Genomic DNA, 19,720 nt, shown 5'->3' with positions numbered 1-19,720 from the left:
AGGGAGGAATTTCTCATGATTATCGTAACGGGTGGTGCCGGTTTTATCGGCAGCAACATTGTCAAGGAACTCAATCGCCGCGGCCGTACGGACATCCTCATTGTCGATGACCTCAAGGACGGTTCGAACTACAAAAATTTGCGCGGCCTGCAGTTCATCGACTACCAGTACAAGGATGATTTCCTTCAGTCCATCGAGGACGACGACTTCGACGGCACGGACATTGACGCCGTCTTCCACGAAGGTGCCTGCTCCGACACGATGGAGTATGATGTCAACTTCATGATGCGCACGAACTACGAATACTCGAAGTCGCTGCTGCATTTCTGCCTGCAGCACCGCATTCCGTTCATGTACGCTTCGTCCGCTTCGACGTACGGCAGCGGCAGACACGGCTTCCGCGAGGGTGATGAGTGCGAAGATGCGCTGAATCCGTACGCTTTTTCCAAGCTCGCCTTTGACCGCTACGTCCGTCAGGTCATGCCCGAGGCCCACAGCCAGATTGTCGGCCTCAAGTACTTCAACGTCTACGGACCGCAGGAACACCACAAGGGCAAGATGGCTTCCATCTTCTATCAGCTCTACAACCAGATCAACGAGACGGGCAAGGCACATCTCTTCCGCGGCTGGGGCGACATCAACGGCACGCCGGTCAAAGACGGCGAGCAGCGCCGCGATTTCGTCTACGTCAAGGACGTCGTTAAAGTCAACCTCTGGTTCTGGGAGAACCACGGTCCTTCGGGCATCTACAACTGCGGCACGGGCCATGCCCACAGCTACATCGAAGTTGCGCAGGCCGTCATCAAGGCCATGGGCAAGGGTGAAATTGCCTTCCGCGACTTCCCGGAAGTCCTCAAGGGCAAATATCAGAACTTCACGGAGTCCGACCCGACGCACCTCTTGGCAGCCGGTTACGACCAGGGCTTCACCGACATGGAAGAGGCCGTCAAGGAGTATGTGACGTTCCTCGACAACGGCGGTTACTACGAATATGGAAAATAAGGCCGTATTCTTCGACCGCGACGGCACCTTAAACGTCGACATCCACTACCTGCACCGTCCCGAGGACTTCATCTGGATCGATGGGGCGAAAGAGGCCATCAAGTACGTCAACGACCATGGCTTCCTCGCCATCCTCGTGACAAATCAGAGCGGCGTTGCCCGCGGCTTTTACCCCGAAAGCGACGTCAAACGCGTCTACGACTGGATGAACGCGGAACTCAGGAAAATCGGCGCCCACCTCGACGCCCTCTACTACTGCCCGCATCATCCCGAAGCCAAGCTCCCCGCATACCGCAAAATCTGCACCTGCCGCAAACCCGCGACCGGCCTCATCGACAAAGCCTGTGCGCGTTTCGGCATCGACCGCACAAAGTCCTACTTCGTCGGCGACAGCGAAGCCGACATGCTCTGCGCCAAAAACGCGGGGCTCAAGGGCCTGCGGTATGAGGGCGGCAGCCTGCGGGAACTGTTGGTAAAAAACATAATAACTGACAAAATGTAAATAAATTTGCTAGCCTCATCAAAAGATGGGGCTTTTTGTTTGCCATTCTGGGACGGATAGAGTAGAATTAAAAAAGAAAAGATAAGCAGGATTTTTCCTGCAGAGATATTAAAGGATCGATTGCATGCTGGACTATATCAAGTTAGGAAAAAAGATTTACAATACAGAAAACCCGCGTGAAGCTCGAAGAATGGTGGTCTTTGTTGCTCGCTGTCTCCTGAATGCAGGCCGCATGAACAGACTGCACCAGTTTTTTACGAAAGATGAGCTCCTGCGCCAGATTGCGGAGGAATATCCTTTTGTCTACGAACAGCCGACGAGAGCGTTTTTCTACAACAAATCGACCTTTGACGAACGGGCCAGACTGGTCGAGCAGCATATGGAGTATCTGGCGAAACATCTGAAAAAAGATGTTTTACTGGGAATCTACGCAAGACAGCGCTATCTGCTTTGGGAAAGCAAGGATGATATCGGTCATCTGCGTTTTGAACTTTTCTATCATCCGGGACAGCGCAAGGAAGGCATTTTGTCCGTCGTTCTGCGCCTCGATGAAAATGACCTTTACCAGATGATGTTCTGGATTGCGCCGAATAAGGCCGGTGAATGGGCCCTTTGGATCGGTGCGATGCAGGGACCGAATATGGAAAACGCGAAAGATGTTGTCAAAAAAGTCACGAAGCGCTGCCATGCCTACCGCACGAAAAACTTCATCCTGCACGCGACGCAGGAAGTTGCGAAAGCCCTTGGCCTTAAGCATATCTATGCCGTCACGAACTACGGCTACTATGCGAACAATCACATTCGCCGCGACCGCAAGCTCAAGACGAGCTTCAGCGATTTCTGGAAGGAGTTGGGCGGCCGTCCCTGCGCCGACCAGCGCTTCTACGAACTGCCCATGACGGAATACCGCAAAACCATGGAAGAAGTTCCCACGCGCAAACGCGCGAACTACCGCAAACGCTACGCCCTGCTCGACGAAGTCGACGCGTCGATTGCGGAGAAAGTCAAATTACTGATGAAATAAATGAGGGAAATATGAGCTCACTGGCGATTTTAATCCTGACTCGGAATGAAGAAGATAATATTGTTTCTGTTGTAGAAAATGCCAAGAAGTGTACGGATGAAGTTATCATCATTGACTCGGGCAGTACGGACCGCACGGTAGAACTGGCGAAAGAGCACGGTGCAAAAGTCAGCTTTCGTGCATGGACTGACGACTTTTCTGCGCAACGGAATTTTGCTTTGGAACAGACGAAAGCCGACTGGGTGCTGTATCTTGATGCTGATGAACGCTTGAATGACGAATTAGTAGAAAATGTCAATAAGATTATCCATTCGGAGGACATGAAATATCAGTATTCTATGGAAAGAAAATCGGTGGCATTTGGTACGAAGTTCAATCATGGCGTTTTGAAACCAGATCATGTTGCACGCATGTTTCCTAGGACCCAAGTAAAATGGGTACATAAAGTTCATGAGCATCCGGAATGCTCATTGCCTGTGAAAAATTTATCTGGTCATATTGAGCATTATACCTATAAAAGCTGGCAGCATTGGGAAGGAAAGTTATGCCGCTATACGACAATTTGGGCAGAAGATGCCTATAAAGGCGGAAAGAAAATTTCCTTAAGTGGTATTTTTATACACAGCATAGGCGGCTTCTTCAAAATGTTTGTCGTGAGAGCTGGTTTTCTTGATGGCTGGATGGGAACCTATATGTGCTTCAATCATTTTTTTTACACAATGCTCAAATATCTCAAACTGTATGAATTGCAAAGGAACGGTAAAAAGTAATGCGTGTAGCCATCTTAGAGACAGTAAAGACGTCTGGCGGGTTTGAACAAGAATTTGACCGTCTGATTATCAACGAACTTAAAAAGCAGGGGCATGAACCGGTACTGTTTTTGCCTGAAAACAGTACCCTGCCTGTCGACTTCAAGATTCCGATTGAATATATGAAAGGCGGACAGATTGTCGATTATGAGGGAGCAGGAAAATTAAAGAAGATATGGCTGTCAATCCAACGAGAGCGCAGACGCGTTAACTGGTTCAACTCTGCTTATGAAAAAGCCTGTGCCCATGATGTGGATGCCATCATGCTGACAACAGCGACATATCGATATCTGCGGTCTTTGCATAAGAGTCGGCTGAAGGACAGCCCGATTCCTGTTATTTTTATATTCTTGGGAGTAAATCCTCAGGAGAAACCGAAATTTTTAGAGCAGGCTCGTAAATGTCAAAGCTATAAAAATATCAAATTAAAAGTAACGACACTCCGTAATGATTTTAAGAATGATAATGTTCTCAATGTGGAACTGATAAAGCCGCCAGTTTTGTTGCCGGAAGGAATAAAAGTCAATCCGGTGCTTTCGTATAAAGAGCCAATTCGCATTGGCTTCTTTGGGCATTACCGCAAAGGCGAAAAAGACGTGGATGGCATTATTCAGGCCTTTTTACAATGTCACCTTGACCGGAAGGCTGAGCTTGTTATACAGGCAGCTCCTACAAGCGCAGAGGATCGTCAGGATATCGAAGGTATCATGGCCAAATATGATAAAGAATCATCTGTGCATTTTATTAAGCATAAGGTCTACGGAAAAGATTGGTATGATCTGTTGCAGAGTGTAGATGTTTTATTCCTTCCGTATAGCAATACACGTTATCTTTACAATTGGAGTGCCGTATATTTTAATGCTTTTGCCCTGTATAAACCGGTCTTAGCAACAGATGTATTGAATCCCGAGATTTTGAAAGAATATCGAGTGGGTAAAGAGGTCGATTTAAAAGATTTAACACATTTGTCGAAACAGCTATATGAATTTTTGCATGACTATAAAAAGATGCTGCCGACTTACGAAAAAGAGCTGCAAAGAATCAATCAGGATTTCAGCACAGAGTCATTTTTACGAAGTCTTTTATCCTGATTTTTAATCCATTATGTAAAATACAGAGGAGGGAAATGGGCAATGCGCACGATCGTATTGTTATATATGGGCGATGAGACTGTTACGGCTAGTGCTGGTACGGAACGAGTCTTGACCAATATGGCAAATGCCTTTGTTAAACGAGGTTATCATGTAGTGGTAGTCACGAATGATGATACAAATGCAGTGCCATATTTCCCGTTTGATCCCCATGTAGAACTCGTATTTCTGAATCTCTGGAAGGTGAAAATACCTTTTTATATCAAGGTGAAGCGGGAAATCAATCGAGTAATCCCTGTTATGGATCGTCCTGTTGAATCGTATCGGGCAGCATTGTCTGTAAAAAAATTATCGCAGCTTTTTCAAGGAAGGCAGGTAGACTGCATCATTGTCTATAATCATGAAGCTATACAAGTTGCAGACCGCTGGCAGCATGGAACGGTGCCGATTATCGCCATGATGCACAATGCCATTCGCATCATTATGGGGAAAAGCAATCAGGCAGCTTTACGAGAGAAAGAAAAGGCAAAGGTCATTCAGGTATTGATGCCGTCATATGTGGAAGAGGCGAAGCAATACATTAAGAATACGCCAGTTGTATATATTCCAAATGTTGTAGAGCAGATTCCTGTTGCACAACAGGCACACCTTGGTGAATCCAAGGATACGTATAAGATTATTACGGTTGGCCGCATAGATCCCTATCAGAAACAAACGCATATCTTGGTAGAAGCGTTTGCTTTATTGGCGGAACGTTATCCAAAATGGCAAGTAGAACTCTGGGGTGAAATAAAGAAGCGGGATTATTACGAAAAAATTTGCCAGTTCATCAAAGAACATCATCTGGGAAAACGTATCCATTTTATGGGGACAACTAATAATGTTCAGAAACAGCTTCAGCAAGCAGATGTATTTGCTTTTCCATCTTCATTTGAAGGCTTTCCGTTAGCTTTGACAGAAGCTATGGCTACAGGTCTGCCGTCTGTAGGCTTTCGTTCTGCGGATGCCGTTAAGGATTTAATTGCCGATGGGCGGAATGGCATATTATGTGCTGATGGTATCCCAGCTTTTGCTAATGGTCTGGAGCAATTGATGCGTAATCAAGGCTTGCGCGTAAAAATGGGTCATCAGGCTGCCAAGAATATGCAACCTTATGAACCTGAGCGTATATGGGATCAGTGGCAATCGCTTGTAGAGTCTGAAATCAAGAAATTTGCAAATAAGAGGAGATAACGGCGTGTTTGAACAATTTTTCCTTTCCGCACAGCAGGATATCAAGTTATTTATTTGCTTTCCAATTCTCTGCGCTATATTTCGCGTTATTTTTATAGCAGTTCATAAGCCATATTCTTCTTTATCAGGAAAGAAAAGGGCTTTATTTCATTGCTTCCGATTTGGCTTTTGGTGGGGCATGGATATCAATGCCTATGTATTTTTACTTTCTTTGGTAGTTGTTACATTGCCAAGCTTGTTTATTCCTTTTTGGTCGCAGCATGGGGACATAATACGCTTGATTCTTGGCCTTACTTATGCATTTTTCTTGTATATTGCATTTGTCGGCAAGATGATTTTTTATGCGCAGTTCCATGATATTTTCAATAATATTGTTTTCTTAGGAAAAAAGGCAGAGAAGCATAATCTGATTGATGTTTTCTTCAACCAGTATCATGGCGTACGAAACTTGCTCCTGTTCATTCCTTATGAATTCTTAGTCGGTTGGGGCATCAGTGTGATATTGTCCATACCATGTATTCCTTATCCTCATTTTGCCGGAGCAGCGTATTATTTATTTAATATCGCAGTCGTTCTAGCCTTGGCAGCGTTCTTTTATTTCTTCCGTTATGGCGGAACTTTTATGCATGATAATAAGCCGGAATGGGATACGATTCCGGCTGTGGTCAAGGAGGATCCATTCCTTTCTAAAGCTACGGTAGATGATTTGATTGCTCTGAAGATGCTGCGTCATCATCCCATGAATGAGACCATGCAGCTCAGTGATACGGAAAATCTGGCTCGTGTAAAACCATTCATTGAGGAAAATGGCGGCAGTGTCCAATCATTTGATGACGCCATACAGGCATTTCTTCATGAGGCGAAAGGACCAAAGATAGCCAAGCCATCGCATATATTCCTCATCGTAGGCGAAAGCTACTCACAGCCTTATTTTGACCCGGCTTTCGCAGATCTTCATATTGCTGATGAAGGAAAGAAGTTTATGGCAGATCCACATACGGCTTCGATTCCAACGACTTTATCGGCAGGAATCATTTCAAGACCGTCAATTGTCAGCCTTATGTCAGGTATATTCGATGCTGGCTTGGAACTGAATGAACGCGAAGAGTTTTGGCATGGAACGATGCCTACGGCTTTGCCTCTGCAGCTTCGTAAGTTGGGCTATGAGACAAATTACTGGTATGGCGGCAGTTTGTCTCATGGCAATTTCACGCATTTTGCACCCGCCTGCGGCTTTGACCATGCATATTCGGCAACGGATATCTGTGCTCCGGATGCTCCTCGTTCCTGGGTAGGTATATATGACCATATCTTTTTAGAAAAGGCAGCAGAGCTGATAAAAAAGGATAATCATCTGCCGCAGTTCCATTTCATCTATACAACTTCCAATCATGGCCCGTATAAGATGCCTCTGCGTAAACTTGGTTTTGAAGCAGAAAAAATCATGAAAGTTCAGCAGGATGTGCTGGATGAAAAAATTATTCCGAAAGTGTTGGGAACATATTGGTATTCGGATCGAGCTATCAATCACTTTATTGATGAGATGGGTAGGTATATATGACCATATCTTTTTAGAAAAGGCAGCAGAGCTGATAAAAAAGGATAATCATCTGCCGCAGTTCCATTTCATCTATACAACTTCCAATCATGGCCCGTATAAGATGCCTCTGCGTAAACTTGGTTTTGAAGCAGAAAAAATCATGAAAGTTCAGCAGGATGTGCTGGATGAAAAAATTATTCCGAAAGTGTTGGGAACATATTGGTATTCGGATCGAGCTATCAATCACTTTATTGATGAGATGAAATCAATCTATCCAGATAGTCTGTTTATCGTTACCGGAGATCATGGTTCACAATGCTCGGAACTGCAGCATACATCTTTTATGAAGCGCGAATATACATTCCGGGAATTGCATTCGCCAATTCTGATGTTCCATCATAGGGAACTTACAAAAGATTCTTTAGCGAATAATCCGATTGGCGGCCACATGAATATACTGCCTACTATCTTTGAACTGATTGCTCCAAAGGGATTCCAATATTATTCTTTGTTTGATTCGTTAACAGAGCCTGTTGACTATTGTGTGACGCCGTATCATTGGGCAACGCGAGAAGCAATTGGCGCATGTAATGCAACCTACTATCAGCTCCTATCTGCTAAAGCTGGAAGTGATATCCAGCAGGGCACAGCGCCATATGATGATCTTTGTGCTGCAGAAAAAAGCCTGACGGCATATCTTCTGCAGCATCCGAATCTTTTGCGTCCTGTGCAGAAGTGGCTGAAGAAATAAGTTATCATGATCAAGGAGAAAAGCATGTCTGACTTTATGATAAAGAAGCAAACTTGTATTTCACAGCTGCCATTGTTGATGTTGGTAGTTAGCTGTGGTGCATCATCGGGATTCTTGATGATCGTGGCTTTGTTGCTGCATCTGTTATTATGCAGATATTATCGCGAACCTGTTCTTGGCCCTATCATCTATACAAAAATGTTTCGTGTGAGTTTGGTCTTTATTTTCCTCTTTTTTGTCTGCTCGTTTATTCCCTTGCCATTTAACGATGGGCAACCGCGGTTGCTTTTTCGATATATATCACGCCTAGCACCGTTTATATTGGCTGTTGTTATAGCAAGACCTACGGCGGAGAGTTTTCTGGCAATATGGTATGGCTGGGGCCTTTCACTGTTATACTTTTTTGTAATTGTAGCTCGCACCCCAGTTTGGGAAGTGAATCGTTTATTCGGTCCTTTCAGCAGTCCCAATACTTTAGCGGGGTTATTAGTCATCATGCTACCGATGGTCCTTTTTGGCGTCGTAAAGTATAGAAAGAGCTTTTTAAAGAGCAGTATTGTATTGTTACTTTTTAGCATGATAGCGGTATTTCTTGTAGTGTGTACGGGGTCACGTAATGCATACGGGACGTTTATAATCTCTTTCTTCGTACTCTCATGGCTTATTTACAGGCATCGTGATACATTCTCTTTGAAGATTATTGGTACCGTAATAGCATTCATTTGTCTGGGGATTGCTTATGCGTCGCCTATGATTATATCCCAGCGTGTCGAACGCAATATTGGACAGGATGGACGCGTTTATTTGATGCAGGCCGGCATTCAGATTGCGAAAGAACACCCGATTGTCGGTATCGGTGCGGGCAACTGGGGAAAAGTTTACAAAGAGCGCTTTGAAGCTCAGAATCCCAATCATGAACAGAATATCCAATCTCCACATAACATCTATCTGCATGTACTGGACGAGTCTGGTATCATTGGCTTAACAGGTTTCTTAGCATTGTTCATTTATCAGATTAAAGAGATTATATATTGGCTGCATCGCATATATGCGCAGGAAAAAAGAGCACTTCCATGGCTAGGGGGAATAGGACTATCGATTGTGTCTGTATTCATCTTTGGCTTTTTGGATTACGACTTTTTTAGCCGCAATATGATGCAGATTTACTGGCTTTGCTGGGGACTTTGCTTATGTGCTATAGAAAGCGCAAAAAAGGAGCTGGGATTGAATGAATGATTTGTTAAGCATCATTGTTCCTGTCTATAATAATGCAAAATACCTCTCCCAGACGTTAAAAAGTATACAGGCACAAACCTATAGGACTTTTGAATTGATTCTCGTCAATGATGGCTCGACAGACAATAGCTTAGAAATTTGTCGAAATGCAGCTGGTATGGATAATCGAATCATTGTTATTGATAAAAAAAATGGGGGTGTAAGCTCCGCTAGAAATCGCGGCTTAAAAATAGCAAAAGGCAAATATATTTCCTTTGTAGATGGTGATGACTGTATAGATTCCGATATGTATCGTGTTATGATTGATACATTAGAGGCGGAGTCTGCTGATTTAGTGAATTGCTGTGTCATAAAGGAAGAAAACTACAAACCTATTTCATACAAGAAAGAACAATCCTATGTCAGCACAGCACCATTAAACTGTCTGGCAAAGAAAGGCCATTTTGTCGATAGCTCGCTGAATAAAGTATATACAAGGGAAATTATTGGTGAAACGTGTTTTGATGAAAATATATCTTATTCAGAAGATAAGTTATTCGTAACAGAGATTTTTCTTAAAGCGAAGAAAGTCGTATTCCTGGATAATATTTTTTATCATTATATTCAACATAAGGATAGTCTTTCGTGGCAAGATAATTATGATGTGTGGTATGGAAATTTTCAGGTATGTAAACAAATATACACACATATAAAAAGTATAGAATCTATGGATTCAGAGATAAAAAGAGGAGCTTTTCGAGGGTATGTGAAGTCTATTATTGCCTTATTGCGATACGATATAAAAAATAGAGACAAAGACCGATACAATAGTACTTTAGATGCATATAAACAGGATATAGATCTTTTTTTACAGATAACACCACTTCCTATTGCAAAAAGACTGGAGTATAAAACATACACTATATCGTATTTTATAGCATCGCTGGTGCATTATTATTTTAAAAGGAAGAAATAAATTATATGCTTGAAAAAATCGGTAGGGTAAATAATTCATTTCTCTTTCAATCCGCTGTGGGCAAGAAGATTTTAGTAATTGTTCCGCATGAAGATGATGAGATTAATGTGGCAGGCAGTGTGATGTACAGTTATGTCCAAAAGGGAGCCGAAGTTTATTGTGCATTCACAACGAATGGAGATTTTTCTTTTTCAGCAGCAACCCGAATGAGGGAAGCGAAACAGGCCCTGACCGTATTGGGGGTTAAGCACATTATCTTCTTAGGATATGGTGATACATCGAATTATTATAAAGGCGGACATTTATTTTATACAGCTCAGGAACCGGTAAATTCACCTTCAGGGCACAATGAGACATATGGCTCAGATATTTCTCCGGATTATGCCTATCAAAAGCATAAGATGCACAGTCCATACTGTAGACAAGCCTTAGAAAATGATATACAAGAACTTATTTTGGATGTACGGCCTGATATGATTTTTTGCGTAGATCTTGATGTTCATTCAGATCATCGCGCAGCGTCTATCTTATTTGAAGAAGCAATGGGAGAAATCTTGCGTCGCCCTGGCAATACATATCAACCCGCTGTGTTTAAAGGCTTTGCTTATTGTACATCCTTTGGTGCACCAAAAGATTTTTATGATATTAATATCCAGTCGGTACCATTGCCAGCTTCGCGGGAAGATGTGTTTGTTGGCAAATCTTTATATACGTGGGGAGAACGAGTGCGCATCCCTGTTCTGCCAGAATGCAGAGGACATTTTCTTCGATACAATATCCTTTACAAGGCTTTGTTTCAGCATGCTTCACAAAGTGCAGCTCTTCATGCTGTCCGTATTGCTAATGCAGATGCGGTCTTTTGGCAGCGGCGGACGGATAATCTTGTCTATCAAGCGCATATTACAGGTAGCTCAGGACAAATTCAAAGACTTGCTGAGTTTAATGTTCTAAATATTACAGACATTGATAGTAAAGCAATTTCTTTTACACAGTATTTATGGAGTCCTAACTCTAGTGATACAGAAAAGAAGGTATCGTTTCATTGGAAAGAAGAAGTAAGCATTGCTTATGTGGAACTCGGAGGAAATGTTGAAAATACTGGTAGGATAAATAAATTTGAATTATCTTTTCCAGATGGTATGAAATATATATTGGGGCCCTTGCCTAAGTCAGGAAATCTACTACATTATTCCTTGCCTGTCGTTCAGCATACAAATTCGTGCCAGTTGCGTATTTTAGAAGCAGATGGTACAGATTATGGCATCAGTGCAATAGGCTTGTATTCTTACCAATTTCCTAAAAATATTGGTGTACCTTATATTAAGATAATGTGTAAGGATGAATTCATATATGACTATATCATTCCTTCCTCAATGAAGGAGTGCCAACTGTCTGTATATCGTTTTGGAACAGATGAAGATGTTATATATCATTTAGAAGATGGCTCTAGAAGTCGAATTACGACATCGGGGAAAATAATTTTTGCTCCTGAGGAGCGAATGTTGCATGTTCGAGCTGAATTAAGAAATCACCCATACATATGTGATGATGTATGGATTTATCGTAAAAATAAATTTTACTTTTATAAGATGTCTATTTTGCAAAATATAGAACGTATTATGATGGATTTTTATCTTAGAAAATATAGAAAGTATACGCATATTCGACATAAATATTTCAGGAAACTATGATGGTTTTTCATATATAGAAGGAATGCTTATATTTTCTATAATTTTTAATTAATGCTCTTTGAATTCGATATTAACTGTTTGGATTTATACTATATGGCGATTAAAAAATAAATGGAGAGATCTATGAACGACAAGGAAAATTATTCCAATATATTAGTTAATGCGCTTGTTAATCTAGGAGATGTCGTTCTAATAACGAGTGCAATTGCTTTATTGAAAAAAGCATATCCTAAATCGAAGATTACAGTATTGGTAAAACCAGCAGTCTGTCAGGCTGTAGAAAATAATCCAGTTATTGATGATGTAATCGTATTTAATTATCGACCTAAACAAAATTCTATTTCTCAAACTTTTAGAATATTGAAAGACATAAAGAAACGTCGATTTGATTTGAATATTTCATTTGATCGAAAGTTACGTCCTGCATTGATGTGTTGGTTAGCTAATATTCCTATTCGTATTGGTCCAGATAGGGTTTTTGAAGATAAACGAAATTATGTGACGTGGTTTTATACAAAGGTGATACCTATTCGTTGTAATTTATATAATACATTACAAGCTGAAATCTATCAGGATATAGTTAGAGGTTTTACGGGGATAAAAGAACATAGCAAACCTGTTTTTTCACGTATAATGCCTGAAAATGAACAGAATGCTAAAAAATTATTAGATGAGTTGCCTGAAGCAGAGAAATATATTGCTCTTTGTGTAAAAGGGACACATCCTATGAAAACATGGCCCAGAGAATATTTTGTTGAATTAGTTGATACATTGAACAAGTATTATAATACTTCTTTTTTCATTGTAGGAGCACAGAATGATATTGTTTATGCAGATAAAGTTATTGAGCTTATGCATACTTCAGTAGCTAATTTTTGTGGGAGAACAAGTTTAATAGATTTAGCGGCTCTTATGAAAAAGTCGGATTTACTTGTGACCGTAGATACAGGTGCAGCTCATATTGCTGCGACAACAGAAATTCCCATGGTTGTAGTATATGGATGTACAAGCCCTAAAAGATGGCATCCAATCAATAAAAATGCATATGTATTCAGTTCGTATGAACATTGTCTTCCACCCAATTGTTTAGGTAGAAAGTGCCCTAGTAATCCGAAACCCAACTGTTTATGGAGGGTTAAGCCTGAAGCGGTTTTAGAACAATGTAAAAAGCTACTAGGATGAAAAGAGATACATGATAAGTTGAAAGGAAACAAAAATGAAAGTTTTCTCACCAGATTTTTTTGATATAGACAATTTTATTCTTTCTCAAACTAAGTATTATAATAATAAAGTAGCTACTTCTGATAATAGTCTGCACATTTGCTATAACGTGAATGACGCGTATATACCTATTATGGGGGTATCTATTATTTCTGTTCTTGAGAATAATAAAGGTAAAAATATAATTTTTCATATTTTTACAGATGGTTATAGTGATGAAAATGCTGAAAAGCTTAAAAATATTGCAAAGAAATGGCAATGTACTTGCGTGTTATACCAACTGAATATGGATCCATTTCATGATTTTCATATCAAAGTAGAACGATTTTCTCGTATAACATATGCTCGTCTTTATATGCCGAAAGTTATTCAGGAATATGCTGATCGATATATTTATCTCGATGCAGACACTATGTGTGTAGCGCCTTTAGATAAACTTTGGCAGATGGATCTACAGGGTGCTCCCATGGGGGCTGTATCGGAACGGGCTTCAGCAGTGGATTACCGCGCTGGTTACTTGCACTTGAAAAGTGGCAAATACTTTAACGACGGTGTTATGCTGGTAGATATTCCGGAATGGGAAAAACAGCAGATTACAGAAAAAGCATTTTCTTATCAGTGTGAGCCGCGTAAGAGATTCTTAGGGCAAAGTCAAGATGTGTTAAATCTTGTTTTTGATGGCAAGAATTATTTCTTGCCTGCTGACTATAATGTATATGACGGCGGTGAGTATGATCAGGGACACAGTGTCATTGTTCATTGGACTGGCCGTCGCAAGCCATGGCAGATGGTGGTATCCAAGTTTGATGAGCAGTGGCGAAAATATAATGCATTGTCGCCCTGGGAGACGATAACGAATATACAGCCTGTCAAAGAGCCTAAAAACTATCATGATTTCAAATACTGGGGCCGTTATCGTAAAGAAAAAGGATATTTTGGTGATTATCTAAAAGGGATGTTCTGGTACAGCGTCTTGAAGATTCGTTATAAACTTGGTATTTGATAAGGAAGAAGTGCGTACAGTATGAAGATTGCAATTGCAGGAACAGGATATGTCGGTTTATCAAATGGTATGCTTTTGGCGCAGCATCATGATGTTGTAGCTTTAGATATCAATAAAGATAAGGTCAATAAATTAAACAGAGGAATTTCTCCCATTATTGATGCGGATATTTCTGCTTTCCTGCAGCGTGATGATATTCACTTTAAGGCCACATTGGATGCGAAGGAAGCTTTTACTGGAGCCAAATTTGTCATCATTTCGACGCCGACGAATTACGACCCGAAGAAGAATTTCTTTGATACGTCGTCTGTCGAAAATGTCATCGAAGAAGTGCTGGAGATCAATCCGAAGGCTGTCATGGTCATTAAGTCGACGGTACCAGTTGGTTATACAAAGCAAGTAAAGGCAAAGTATCATACGGATAATATCATGTTCTCACCGGAATTCCTGCGTGAGGGCAAGGCTCTTTATGATAACCTTCATCCGTCGCGCATTGTCGTGGGTGAGAAGTCGGAGCGTGCGCATGTCTTTGCCCATCTGTTGGCTGAAGGGGCCGTAAAGAAGGATATTCCGATGATTTTTACGGGCTCGACGGAAGCCGAGGCCATCAAGCTGTTTGCCAATACGTATCTTGCTTTGCGCGTGGCGTATTTCAATGAACTGGACTCTTATGCCGAGATTCGCGGACTCAATACAGGCGATATCATCAAGGGAGTTTGCCTTGACCCGCGCATCGGCGATTTCTACAATAATCCATCCTTTGGCTACGGCGGTTACTGCCTGCCGAAGGATACGAAGCAGCTTTTGGCGAATTACCATGATGTACCGCAGAACCTGATTTCAGCGATTGTCGAGGCTAATCGCACGCGCAAGGACCATATTTCCGACATGATCATCGAGAAGAACCCGGGGATTGTCGGTGTTTACCGTTTGACGATGAAGAGCAACTCGGATAATTTCCGTGCTTCGGCCATTCAGGGCATCATGAAGCGCATTAAGGCCAAGGGTATTGAGGTCGTGGTTTATGAGCCGACTCTTGATAAACCGGACTTTTATCGTTCGAAGGTCATTCGCGATCTGGATGAATTCAAACGAGTCAGCGATATCATCATCACGAACCGCTGGGATGATAAATTGGCGGATGTAAAGGATAAAGTATATACGCGCGATCTTTTTGACCGTGATTGATGGCAGTTAGGAAAGGAAGCAGAGTATGTCTTATTTACCATTTGATGCAGCAAAAAAAGTTCTGATTACGGGCGCAGCCGGGTTTATTGGCTTTCATCTTGCGAAGCGATTGCTCGGCATGGGGGCGAAGGTTGTCGGTTTTGATAATCTCAATGATTACTATGATGTTGGACTGAAGGAGAGCCGTCTGGCGATTCTGCGCGAGTATCCGTCGTTTACGTTCGTCAAAGGCGATTTGGCCGACGAAAAAGCGGTCAATGGTCTTTTTGAGCAGTTCCAGCCGGATATTGTGGTCAATTTAGCGGCACAGGCCGGTGTGCGCTACAGCATCGACCATCCGCGTTCTTATATCGATTCGAACATCATCGGCTTCTTCAATATTTTGGAGGCCTGCCGTCATCATAAAGTAGAGCATCTGCTGTTTGCTTCGAGTTCGTCGGTTTACGGCAATCAGAAAAAGACGCCGTTCTCGACGACGGATAATGTCGACCATCCGATCAGCCTGTATGCAGCGACGAAGAAGTCGGATGAGCTCATGGCGTATACGTACAGCCATCTTTATGGCATTCCAGCAACGGGCCTGCGCTTCTTCACGGTTTATGGCCCATTTGGCCGCCCCGATATGGCTTATTTCAAGTTCACGAATAAGATCCGCAGGGGCGAGGCCATCCAGATTTACAACAACGGCGATATGTACCGCGATTTTACGTATGTCGATGATATCGTCACGGGCATTGAGCACATGCTCTGCAATCCGCCAAGGGCCAATGAACTTGGCGACCATTATAAGGTCTATAACATCGGCAACAACAAGCCCGAAAAGCTCATGCACTTCATTGAGGTTCTGGAAAAGGCCATCGGCAAAACGGCAAAAAAAGAATTCCTGCCCATGCAGCCCGGCGACGTTTACCAGACGTATGCGGATGTCAGCGAACTGCAGCGCGACTTTGACTTCAAGCCGTCGACTACGATTGAAGAGGGCCTGGGCGAGTTTGCCAAGTGGTATAAGGCGTATTATAAGCTTTAAGGCAGAGAGAAGTGACAATTATGTCAGAGCAGAAACGGATCGCGCTGGTTACGGGGGCTTCTAGCGGGCTCGGGCGTGAGTTTGCGCGGTTACTCGCGAAGGAGTCTGAGGTAGAAGAGCTTTGGCTTGTGGCAAGGCGGCGGGAACGGCTGGAGGCGCTTGCCGGGGAGATTTCCGTGCCCTGCCGCGTTTTGGCGCTTGATTTGACGGAGACGGAGTCGTTTCGTACCATTGCGGCTCTTTTGGAGGAGTCGGGCGCGACGGCCGCGTATCTTGTCAATGCGGCCGGCTTTGGGCGCATCGGACTTGCGGCGGACATTGGCGCGCAGGTGACGGGCAGGCTGGTTGACCTGAACTGCCGTGCGGCGGCAAAGCTCACAGAACTTGTGCTTCCGTATATGGCGAAGGGCAGTCACGTCATTGAGATTGCCTCTTGTGCGGCGTTTCAGCCCATCCCGTATCTCGCGGCTTATGCGGCGTCGAAGGCGTTCCTTTTGAGCTACAGTCGGGCGTTGGCGGCAGAAGTCGGGAGCCGGGGAATTTCGGTCACGGCGGTCTGCCCGTATTGGATTCGCGATACGGAATTCATCGACGTGGCGAAACAGACGGACAAAGCGGGGCTTTTCAAGGGGTTTCCGTTTGCGACGACGCAGAAGGCCGTGGCGAGACGTTCGCTTTGGGCCGCGAAGCACGGCTTTACGGTCTTTACGCCGGACCCGATTTCGACCTTGCATCGGCTTATTACGGCGATTGTGCCGCACAGCTGGATGATCGCGCTCTCTAACCTTTGGCGAAAAATCGCAGCATAAAAAAGGCTGTCTGAAGATTTTCTTCAGACAGCCTTTGCTTTTCATATGGAGCGGGCAAGCGGAATCGAACCGCCCTCTAAAGCTTGGGAAGCTTTCATTCTACCGATGAACTATGCCCGCGTCGTTACCGACTTAATTATTTTACCATTTTTTGCCGGATTTGACAAGAGTCAGGCCTTCAGGCAGCCTTTGAGGTCGGCGATGCTGTCCAAAATGGCGATATGCGGGTATTTGGCAAAGTCGGCGGCCGGCGTCGTGCCGGTGGTGACGGCGAGAAAGTCGACGCCGGCGTTTTGGGCCGTTTCGGCGTCAACCCAGCTGTCGCCGGTGTAGAGAACGTCGGACTTCTTGACGCCGAAGTGCTCGATGGCACGCAGCAGGCCCGTGGGCTCCGGCTTATGGCTCTTGACGTCGTCGCTGCCGATAATCAGGTCGATGAGTTCGGGGACGTGGTCGACATCAAATTTTTCCTGAATGCGGCGGTGCGTCTTGTTGGAGATGATGCCGATTTTGGCGCCCGTCGCCTTGATGGCGCGCAGCGTTTCTACGGCACCGGGGAAGAACGCCGTGCCGGGCGTCATGTAGCGGTCGGCTTCGGGGCGGTAGTTGTCGAGGAAGTGACGGGCCTCTTTGTCATCTTCCGTGGGGATGATGATTTTTACGGCATCGAGGATGGGCAGGCCGATGGTCTTTTTGATGCGTTCGTCGGGAACGTCCTCGTAGCCGAGTTTTTTGAGCGTGATATGAAAGCATTTGACGATGGCTGCTTCGGAATTGACGAGTGTGTAGTCAAAGTCAAAGAGATAGAGACGGTAATTCACAAGCAAAACTTCCTTTTCTGTTTTAGTCAGGTCCGGTCTTGAGTGCATTTTCTGTGAGCACTGTTTCCATAATAACACATTATCCGGTTGAAGAAAACGCGCGGATAACGTAGAATAGAATAGTGCAAGTAACTCCAAATGAAGGGAAGTTCGGAAATAGATGAAGCATGTTGTGGTAGACTTGGAGATGAATCCGGTCAGCAGGGAGTTTCGCGAGGTGCGCCGCAAGCTCAATGAGGAAGTCATTGAGATCGGCGCTGTTCGTCTTGACGAGAATTTCCAGCAGGAAGCGGAGTTTCAATGTTATGTAAAGCCTGAGTACGGGCCGATTAAGAAGCATATCACGGGCCTGACGGGCATCACGCAGGCCATGGTGGCGGACAAAAAGCCTTATGCGGACTGTTTTAAGGCCTTTGTCGACTGGGTCGGCGAGGAAGAGACGAAGATTTATTCGTGGAGCATGTCGGACATCAAGCAGCTGCGCAGCGAGTGCCGCTACAAGCTGCCGGATTTTGACCTCGAGTGGCTCAATTCGCGCTGGGTCGACCTGCAGCAGGAGTTTGACGACCGTCTGGGGCTGCACAACAGCCTCGCCCTGAAGCATGCTCTCGGCGCGATGGACCATAAATTCGAGGGCACGCAGCATACGGCCCTCGCGGATGCCATCAACACGAGCGCGATTTTGACGCTCATGCAGGATGACGCGAAGTTCAAGGAGACGATGAAGCCGGTGCTCGAAATCCTGCAGCCGAAGGACGACCTCTCAAGCTCGATTGGCGACCTTTGCCCAGAGCTCGCGAAGCTGCAGAAAGACCTCTGATGCTTGACTTAACAGGTTTACATATGGTATGGTGAGACAAGAGCCCTGTCCTGTATGGGACGGGGCTTTTTTATGATGATACAGGATTCGCGATATAGATTCAGCAAAAGATGAAGGGACTGGATGATATGAAAAAGATGGGTGTTCTCGGGCCGCTCGGCACGCACAGTGAGGCGGCGGCGCAGTATCTTTCAAAGCTGCTGCCGGCAAAACCGGAGCTGCTCGTCTATCCGGATATCTTTGCGGTCATTCAGGCGGTGGAAGATGGCGAGGTGGACAGCTGCCTTGTGCCAGTGGAGAATTCTCTTGAGGGAGCTATCAACATCACGCTCGATACGCTCGCGCGCAGCAGTGACCTCATGGTGGCCCGCGAGCTCATTTGGCCGGTGCACAACCAGCTGATGACGAAGCCGGGCACGCAGAAAATCGCGCGTATCTACTCGCATCCGCAGCCCATCTCGCAGTGCCGCAAATATCTTTTGGAACATTATCCGGAAGCCGAGCTCATCAAGGTAGCGAGCACGGCGCGTGCGGCGGAAATCGTCGCACAGGAGCCGAGGGGCATGGGCGCGGCGGCCATCTGCACGAAGCGCGGCGGCGAGCTCAACGGCCTGGTGACAGTCGCATCGGAAGTGCAGGACAATATGGCGAACGCGACGCGATTTTTTGAGCTGCAGCGGATAACATCGTCAGACGCGCCGAAAGTCACGCAGCCGGCGCAGAAAATGCTCGTCATCTGCGAGATTGACGGGCAGAAAGCCGGCGCCCTCTACGACGTATTGAAGGAATTTGCGGACCGCGGCATCAACATGACGCGCATCGAGTCACGGCCGGCCCGTACGGAGCTCGGTGCGTACATCTTTTTCTTTGACCTTGAAGTTGCGGACAACGAAGAAGCCCTGCAGGCATCAGTCAGAGCCGTGGCACAGAAGAGCAAATGGCTCAAGGACCTCGGCAGTTTTCCTGTCATTGAAGCAAAACCATAAAAATAAAAAAG

At 44.6% G+C, this 19,720-nt stretch carries 19 protein-coding genes and 1 tRNA gene; 18 read left to right on the top strand and 2 right to left on the bottom strand.

Annotation, left to right across the window (positions count from 1 at the left end; all coding sequences use genetic code 11):
- Nucleotides 1–15: 15 nt before the first annotated feature.
- The 16 genes from rfaD to ACI4OH_RS03630 all read left to right on the top strand — a co-directional run bounded on the left by rfaD (nucleotide 16) and on the right by ACI4OH_RS03630 (nucleotide 17,082).
- The gene (rfaD, locus tag ACI4OH_RS03705; RefSeq protein ID WP_435721537.1) at nucleotides 16–1,002 is read left to right on the top strand and encodes an ADP-glyceromanno-heptose 6-epimerase; all 987 of its coding nucleotides are present in this window, start codon (nucleotides 16–18) and stop codon (nucleotides 1,000–1,002) included.
- Nucleotides 992–1,504, top strand: coding sequence for a D-glycero-alpha-D-manno-heptose-1,7-bisphosphate 7-phosphatase (locus ACI4OH_RS03700; protein WP_432648177.1), 513 nt, complete (start codon nucleotides 992–994; stop codon nucleotides 1,502–1,504). The genes rfaD and ACI4OH_RS03700 overlap by 11 nt, the downstream gene beginning before the upstream one ends.
- A 124-nt stretch (nucleotides 1,505–1,628) precedes the next feature.
- Nucleotides 1,629–2,528 carry a VirK/YbjX family protein gene (locus ACI4OH_RS03695; RefSeq protein ID WP_439784203.1) on the top strand — a complete coding sequence of 300 codons (900 nt, stop codon included), beginning with the start codon at nucleotides 1,629–1,631 and terminating at the stop codon, nucleotides 2,526–2,528.
- An 11-nt stretch (nucleotides 2,529–2,539) separates the two neighbouring features.
- A complete protein-coding gene (locus ACI4OH_RS03690) occupies nucleotides 2,540–3,298 on the top strand; it encodes a glycosyltransferase family 2 protein (RefSeq protein ID WP_295712942.1) in 759 nt (252 codons plus the stop codon).
- Complete coding sequence (locus ACI4OH_RS03685) at nucleotides 3,298–4,428, top strand: glycosyltransferase (RefSeq protein ID WP_435721531.1); 1,131 nt, start codon at nucleotides 3,298–3,300, stop codon at nucleotides 4,426–4,428. The genes ACI4OH_RS03690 and ACI4OH_RS03685 overlap by 1 nt, the downstream gene beginning before the upstream one ends.
- Before the next feature lie 42 nt (nucleotides 4,429–4,470).
- Entirely contained in the window at nucleotides 4,471–5,661 is a 1,191-nt protein-coding gene (locus ACI4OH_RS03680; RefSeq protein WP_439784202.1) for a glycosyltransferase, read from the top strand.
- A gap of 4 nt (nucleotides 5,662–5,665) precedes the next feature.
- Nucleotides 5,666–7,222: an LTA synthase family protein gene (locus ACI4OH_RS03675; protein ID WP_439784201.1), complete on the top strand. Its 1,557-nt coding sequence runs from the start codon at nucleotides 5,666–5,668 to the stop codon at nucleotides 7,220–7,222.
- Nucleotides 7,131–7,952: a sulfatase-like hydrolase/transferase gene (locus ACI4OH_RS03670; protein ID WP_439784200.1), complete on the top strand. Its 822-nt coding sequence runs from the start codon at nucleotides 7,131–7,133 to the stop codon at nucleotides 7,950–7,952. Before ACI4OH_RS03675 ends, ACI4OH_RS03670 begins: the two co-directional genes overlap by 92 nt.
- Nucleotides 7,953–7,958: 6 nt before the next feature.
- Complete coding sequence (locus ACI4OH_RS03665; RefSeq protein ID WP_439784199.1) at nucleotides 7,959–9,188, top strand: O-antigen ligase family protein; 1,230 nt, start codon at nucleotides 7,959–7,961, stop codon at nucleotides 9,186–9,188.
- Entirely contained in the window at nucleotides 9,181–10,143 is a 963-nt protein-coding gene (locus ACI4OH_RS03660; protein WP_439784198.1) for a glycosyltransferase family 2 protein, read from the top strand. Before ACI4OH_RS03665 ends, ACI4OH_RS03660 begins: the two co-directional genes overlap by 8 nt.
- A gap of 5 nt (nucleotides 10,144–10,148) precedes the next feature.
- Nucleotides 10,149–11,834, top strand: coding sequence for a PIG-L family deacetylase (locus tag ACI4OH_RS03655; RefSeq protein ID WP_295712926.1), 1,686 nt, complete (start codon nucleotides 10,149–10,151; stop codon nucleotides 11,832–11,834).
- Nucleotides 11,835–11,957: 123 nt separating this feature from the next.
- Nucleotides 11,958–13,016, top strand: a complete 1,059-nt coding sequence (gene waaF, locus ACI4OH_RS03650) for a lipopolysaccharide heptosyltransferase II (RefSeq protein ID WP_439784197.1) — start codon at nucleotides 11,958–11,960, stop codon at nucleotides 13,014–13,016.
- A 34-nt stretch (nucleotides 13,017–13,050) separates the two neighbouring features.
- Entirely contained in the window at nucleotides 13,051–14,058 is a 1,008-nt protein-coding gene (locus tag ACI4OH_RS03645; RefSeq protein WP_432647183.1) for a glycosyltransferase family 8 protein, read from the top strand.
- Between the two features lie 21 nt (nucleotides 14,059–14,079).
- Complete coding sequence (locus tag ACI4OH_RS03640; RefSeq protein ID WP_432647182.1) at nucleotides 14,080–15,246, top strand: nucleotide sugar dehydrogenase; 1,167 nt, start codon at nucleotides 14,080–14,082, stop codon at nucleotides 15,244–15,246.
- A gap of 25 nt (nucleotides 15,247–15,271) precedes the next feature.
- Nucleotides 15,272–16,273 carry an NAD-dependent epimerase gene (locus tag ACI4OH_RS03635; protein WP_432647181.1) on the top strand — a complete coding sequence of 334 codons (1,002 nt, stop codon included), beginning with the start codon at nucleotides 15,272–15,274 and terminating at the stop codon, nucleotides 16,271–16,273.
- 20 nt (nucleotides 16,274–16,293) lie between these two features.
- On the top strand, nucleotides 16,294–17,082 hold the full coding sequence (locus ACI4OH_RS03630) for an SDR family NAD(P)-dependent oxidoreductase (RefSeq protein ID WP_432647180.1): 789 nt from the start codon (nucleotides 16,294–16,296) through the stop codon (nucleotides 17,080–17,082).
- A gap of 46 nt (nucleotides 17,083–17,128) precedes the next feature.
- Here the strand turns inward: ACI4OH_RS03630 and ACI4OH_RS03625 are convergent.
- Together ACI4OH_RS03625 and ACI4OH_RS03620 are read right to left on the bottom strand one after the other, a co-directional pair.
- Nucleotides 17,129–17,202: transfer RNA gene (locus ACI4OH_RS03625), tRNA-Gly, on the bottom strand.
- Between the two features lie 50 nt (nucleotides 17,203–17,252).
- Nucleotides 17,253–17,903, bottom strand: coding sequence for an HAD family hydrolase (locus tag ACI4OH_RS03620; RefSeq protein ID WP_435721517.1), 651 nt, complete (start codon nucleotides 17,901–17,903; stop codon nucleotides 17,253–17,255).
- A gap of 160 nt (nucleotides 17,904–18,063) precedes the next feature.
- Here ACI4OH_RS03620 and ACI4OH_RS03615 point away from each other — a divergent pair, with 160 nt between their 5' ends.
- Nucleotides 18,064–18,723: a 3'-5' exonuclease gene (locus ACI4OH_RS03615; RefSeq protein ID WP_432647178.1), complete on the top strand. Its 660-nt coding sequence runs from the start codon at nucleotides 18,064–18,066 to the stop codon at nucleotides 18,721–18,723.
- Between the two features lie 128 nt (nucleotides 18,724–18,851).
- A complete protein-coding gene (gene pheA / locus ACI4OH_RS03610; protein ID WP_439784196.1) occupies nucleotides 18,852–19,709 on the top strand; it encodes a prephenate dehydratase in 858 nt (285 codons plus the stop codon).
- The last annotated feature ends 11 nt before the right edge of the window (nucleotides 19,710–19,720 follow it).

The sequence above is a fragment of the Mitsuokella apri genome, assembly GCF_051886055.1.
Classification (GTDB): Bacteria; Bacillota; Negativicutes; order Selenomonadales; family Selenomonadaceae; genus Mitsuokella.
This window is presented reverse-complemented; position numbering and strand designations above follow the sequence as displayed.